Annotated in this window: 5 protein-coding genes and 1 tRNA gene; 1 reads left to right on the top strand and 5 read right to left on the bottom strand. The window is 47.3% G+C overall.

Going from position 1 to position 5534, the window contains the following annotated elements; translation table 11 throughout:
- Positions 1–115: 115 nt before the first annotated feature.
- On the bottom strand, positions 116–1246 hold the full coding sequence (locus tag G464_RS0108100; protein WP_022857429.1) for a glycerate kinase family protein: 1131 nt from the start codon (positions 1244–1246) through the stop codon (positions 116–118).
- 14 nt (positions 1247–1260) lie between these two features.
- Positions 1261–2559, bottom strand: a complete 1299-nt coding sequence (locus tag G464_RS0108095; RefSeq protein ID WP_022857428.1) for a GntP family permease — start codon at positions 2557–2559, stop codon at positions 1261–1263.
- Between the two features lie 153 nt (positions 2560–2712).
- Between G464_RS0108095 and G464_RS0108090 the strand changes: the two genes are divergently transcribed.
- Positions 2713–3804 (top strand): CdaR family transcriptional regulator, encoded by a 1092-nt coding sequence (locus tag G464_RS0108090; protein ID WP_022857427.1) that lies wholly within the window; start codon positions 2713–2715, stop codon positions 3802–3804.
- A gap of 31 nt (positions 3805–3835) precedes the next feature.
- On the opposite strand, the gene G464_RS0108085 is transcribed toward G464_RS0108090, so the two are convergent.
- The 3 genes from G464_RS0108085 to G464_RS10145 all read right to left on the bottom strand — a co-directional run.
- Positions 3836–3912 (bottom strand) — tRNA-His (locus G464_RS0108085).
- Between the two features lie 79 nt (positions 3913–3991).
- Positions 3992–5149, bottom strand: coding sequence for a glycosyltransferase (locus G464_RS0108080; RefSeq protein WP_022857426.1), 1158 nt, complete (start codon positions 5147–5149; stop codon positions 3992–3994).
- Between the two features lie 67 nt (positions 5150–5216).
- Positions 5217–5534: prealbumin-like fold domain-containing protein (locus tag G464_RS10145; RefSeq protein WP_026472662.1), on the bottom strand; the 318-nt coding region annotated here is incomplete at its 5' end.

Below are 5534 nucleotides of genomic sequence, written 5' to 3'. Positions count from 1 at the left end.
GTATAAAAATAACCACATTCACACCGAGGCGATGTCTTAACACATACCAGTCAGAGGAATCAACTGATACCTACTAGACAACATCTCCCCTAAACCCCGCCAAAATCCTGCACGATTATGCAAGTAAACGTGCGATATTTTCTGCTGTATTAGCAAGGTTCTCATAAGCAGTCTCAATAGCTTCAGGTACTGTCATCGTACGCGGAACAATGCTAAAGATGGCATCAAAGCCCACGTCATACAGTTGCGAAGCATCATCAGCAACTTGACCTGCTAAAGCAATAACCCGAGCATTCTCAGAAACATCTTTTACTGCCTGCACAACACCCATCGGAGTTTTACCGAATCGGGTTTGAGAATCAATGCCGCCCTCCCCAGTAAAGCAGTAATCGCAATCACGAGCTTTCTCTTGTAACCCTGTTGCTTTAGTTACAATCTTGACGCCTGCCTGCATATGCGCATCAGTAAAAGCGAGGAATCCTGCACCCAAACCGCCAGCTGCTCCTGCTCCTGGAATTTGCGCAATATCACGGTTGCGGCATACTTTTACTACATCTGCAAAGTGGCTGAGGGCTTCATCAAGCATAAGAATCATGCCTGGTGTTGCGCCTTTCTGAGGTCCAAAAACTGCTGAAGCGCCATGCTCCCCAACTAACGGATTAGTTACATCGCTTGCCAAAGTAATCTCTACATCTGCTAGGCGAGGATCCATCTGCGCTACGTCAATGCGCGCTAATTTGGACAGCGCAACTCCTCCAAAAGGCAAATCATTATCAGCAGCATCAAGCAATCGCACACCTAATGCCTGAGCCATACCTGCACCGGCGTCATTCGTTGCACTTCCTCCTAAACCAACGATAATATGCTGCACGCCGTGGTCAAGCGCATCCTTAATCAGTTCTCCCGTACCGTAGGTTGTTGTAATCAGAGGGTTACGCGTTTCTTCCGTTACGAACTGAATACCGCTGGCCGCAGCCATCTCAATAACTGCTGTTGTTCCATCTCCTAAAATGCCGTAGCGCGCGTCAACTTTAATACCGAGCGGATTAGTCACACGTGCAGTAATAAACTGTCCACCAGTGGCATCGACCAGTGACTGCACAGTTCCTTCTCCTCCATCAGCCATAGGAACAAGCACACACTGTGCGTCTGGCAAAGCGCGAAGAATTCCTTCTTGCATAGCTTCGGCAGCTTCACGTGCAGTTAAACTTCCCTTAAACGAGTCTGGAGCAATAATAATCTTCATGGAAGTATCCTTCATTAGAAAATAATATACATAACAGTGGCAGCGATGGTCATAGTTAAACCAATCATTGCTTCATAAACGAGCACATGCATACGTTGAGCAATAGTCATATTGAGAGTTTTTGCCGTTACGTGGAAGTAATTCCCGTGCGGCAAAGCATCGATAACAGTGGCACCTGCTTGCATAGTTACTGCAGCAGCTGTTGGCGTTACGCCGAACGACAAAATGGAAGCACCAAAGGACTTCGAACCTAAAATAACACCTGTAGATGTTGATGCTGCCGCTGCAGCCATGAGAATACCGGAAATCGGAGCGAGGAAAGAGCCAGAAATTCCCATGCTGTCAATAAGCTTCACGATTTGTGCTGGTAAGTCAGAATGTGTAATAAGACCGCCGAGAGCGCCCGCGCCAATAAGAATAAGCACAACATCAATCATGCGCTGCAAACCAGCTTTTGTGTACTCCAAAATCTTCGACCCCTGCCTCATTGCGAGTAAACCAACGATGGCAGCAAAAGGAAGAATATACATGGCATCTACGTGGAAACTTTTGAGCACGCCAATATTAAAAACCGAGCCGACTGGATTAATCAGCAGCAAGCTCACAGCCAATACAGGTGCTACAAGCGATCGAGAGATACTTGGCAAATTTTCTTTATTGTTACTTGCTACAGATTCCTGCAAAGTCGTGTCAGTTTCCACGAGCATGCCACGACGCTGAATCAGCGTGGCAAGCACAACAGTCATGGCTAGACCGAAAAGAGCGGGAATGAAGCTAGAAATCATCACGCTCGACACATCTACTTTAAAACCTGAAGCCACAGCAATCGTATTGGGGTTGGGAGAAATAATATTGCCCGCCTTACCTCCACCAGATAGAGCTACGAGCAGAGCCAACTTGGAAATATGCAGCCTAGTTCCCACTTCTATGGCGATTGGAGCCACAATAAGCACTGCTACAGGAATAAAAACACCTACAGCACAGATAATCATGGTGGCGAGAGCCAGAGACAGTATTGCCATGTGTTTGCCGAAAACACCAACAATTGTTTGAGCAATTCGGTCGGCAGCACCAGACTCCATCATCACACCAGCAAGCACACCGGCAGCCAGCACGCGCACCACTGTTCCCATCACGCTTTGCGTACCTTCCACAATAATATTTGTGGTATTCACAAAACCAGCGCCTCCAATCAAACAGCCAAAAACTGCTCCCAGTAACAGCGCATAGGTCGTGTTCAGCTTGCGTAAAATCAAAATAATTGCCAGAGCTAACCCCAAGAGAGCAGCCCACCACGCCAACGTCATCTCCATAACGTCCTCCTCGACAAATTCTATGCGGCACGTCTTTATGCCTCTTGGCTCTATTATCGTTGTTACACACGCCACAAAATAGCTACCGCATACCCGATTTTCTGCAAAATTTCCGTTAAAATATGTTACAGGTACTATTTTGAAGGATGCGTCATGAATATCAATAAAGATATAGCTCTGACTATTGTGAACAATCTGAAAGACGCTGTGCGCTACGATATTAACCTATTCGATACGACAGGTACTATTATTGCCAGCACAAATACCAGCCGCATTGGCAGCACGCATGGAGCAGCTCAGTTGGTCATTGAAACCGGCGAAACCGTTTACGTTGACGACGAGCACCCTTTCGCAGGAGCACGCAATGGCGTGAATATTCCTGTTTATCTCTACGATACGGTTGTTGCCGTTATTGGCATGACTGGCGAGCGCCACGAGGTTGAGGCCTATGGAACTGTTATTAAAAAGATGACAGAGATTTTAATCCGCGAGAATCTCGATCGCATTAATTATGCGAATCGCAATATTATGATTGATAACCTCGTTACTGCGTTGATTGCTGAGAACTACGATGCTGTTACAGTTTCGCATCTTATGCAGGAAGCAGATATCACTGTTCAGGAAAAACTTTTGTGCGCGGAAATACTTTTTTCTGGAGAACTTTTGACTTCTGCAGATATTCGCCGCATTCGTGAGGCCGTTCGAGAGATTACGCATCACGATAATCAGCTTATTGTGCGCGTGCAGCCTGATAGCATATGCATGATTGGACCGCAACCGCTCGTCCACGAGATTATTAATACATACCACTTTCTTAACAGACCTTATGCCGCAGGTGTGAGTAATCTTTGTGATAACTTGCGTTTTATACATCCCCATTATTTACAAGCTCATAGCGCTGCTCGATGGGCATTAACGAATAACGAGAACCAAGTGGCGTATTTTACGGATTTAGATTTTGGATTACTTTTTCCTGCTCTCAACCCAGCAAGCATCGAACAGTACTGTGCGCATGTTTTTTCTGATTTAGAACCACATATGATTGAACAACTGTATCGAGTATTCGCCGCTTATAAGGCTAATAATGGGAGTATTGCGCATACTGCGCAAGAACTATTTCTGCATAAAAATACTGTGCAGAACCGTTTGAATAAGATGGCAAAGATTACTGGATATAATCCGCGTGACTTGAAAGATTTTGCCGTATTGGACTGCGCATTCAGCCTATATTGGTGGAGTAAGTAAAAAGCTCCAAGACCGAAATCTTGGAGCTTGCTGGGGTGGCTGACGAGACTTGAACTCGCGACCTCCTGAACCACAATCAGGTGCTACTACCGACTGAGCTACAGCCACCACGTTTGCACTGTGTTAAGTGCAACGTATGAGAGTATACACGTAAGACATGGACGACACAACGAAAAAAGAAAATTTCTTAAGAATTTTTCGCTTGCCACTCCATCTCTACGAAAGCACGCACTGACGCTTCAAGCGAATAGTAGTTATGTGTATGCCGCGCATAACGCTCGCCCCACTCGCGGCGCGCGTCGTCATGTTCTATCCACCAGTCGATCTTGTGAGCCAACTGTTCAGCATCTCCCCAATCAAAAACACTTTCTCTACATAAAGCGAAACCACTGGCTGCGCTTAAATCCGCCCGAGCAATAACCGGCACAACACCCACAGCCAACGCCTCGATAGCCGAAATACCTTCGATATCGATGGACGAGGCATGCACGAACAGGTCGGCCGCGCTAAAGAAGTCGCGCATATTGTCGTGCTCAACGAACGAGATACTTAATTGGTCTGTGCCGATTGTACGAGCTGCGAGTTTGCGCAGTTTTTTCTCGCGCGGACCAGAGCCTGCAATGCGCAGCTCTATCTGATCTTTATGTTTGCTCAGCGCTACGGCTTCGATAAGCGTTTCATGACTTTTTTCTTTGCTCAAGCGGCCGGCTGAGCAGATAACAAAACGCTTGGACTCGCTTGATTTTTCCTCTGCAGACCAAGGGTGAAACAGAAGATCGTCATAACCGTTGGAAAACACGTGCAGATCATTCGTATAGCCGCGCGCTTTGAGGATGCGCTTGGTCATTTCTGTAGGCGTGTGCACGTGGCGGATTTTTCGATAGAATGTGTGGCGCATCCACCCATATAAAGCGGGAATAATGCCGGGAATAATGCCTAAGAACGGAGCATTCGAAACAATATTTTCAGCCAAAACGTGGAACCCTGCGGTTACTGGGATATTATGCTTGCGGCAGTAACGGGCCGCTGCTTTACCGAAGGCAAATGGCAAATATATGTGAACAACATCTACCCCATCGAAAGCACGCTCGAACAAAGCTTCGTCTGGTTGTGCAAAAGCAATCTGGTGCGGACGTGCAAACTCTGTAGCGCCGAAAACATAACGTTCCTCAGCTTTGTACTCCTCTACCGGCGCACCAATGCCCACTAAACGCACCTGATGACCCTGACGTTCCAGTTCTGCAGCGAATTGGACGGCGGAGTTCGAGGTACCGTTGCCTTCTTCGCCCAGCGTATCGACAACGAGGGCAATGATCAGATGCGGTTCTTGTGTTGGATTCGTCATAGTTAGATTCTACTAGAAGAGAGGTTCCTTCCTTGTGGAAGGAACCTCTCTTAGCGATTAGTGGTTGTTAGTGTGTTTTCTTGATGGTGAACGCTACAAGAGCTAGACCAGTAAGAACCACCACGAGCGCTACTACCATGGTGATATCCGCACCCGTAGCAGACAACTTCTTCGACTGTGGTGTGGTTGGAATCTTCTTATTCACAACCTCGCCCGCATCCACAACCTGAGCCTGCTGATCAATCGTGAACTGCTTATTCCAGTCGGTCTTCTCATAGCCTTGAGGAGCAGACACTTCACGCACCGTGTACTCACCAAAGCCCAGATGATCCACACGCACCTGACCCTGGCTATCCGAAGTAGCCTCAGCCACGCGCTTGCCCGA

This window comes from Alloscardovia omnicolens DSM 21503, from assembly GCF_000420505.1.
GTDB classification, from domain to species: Bacteria; Actinomycetota; Actinomycetes; order Actinomycetales; family Bifidobacteriaceae; genus Alloscardovia; species Alloscardovia omnicolens.
Note: the sequence above shows the minus strand (reverse complement) of the source record. Positions and strands in the feature narration are given on the sequence as shown.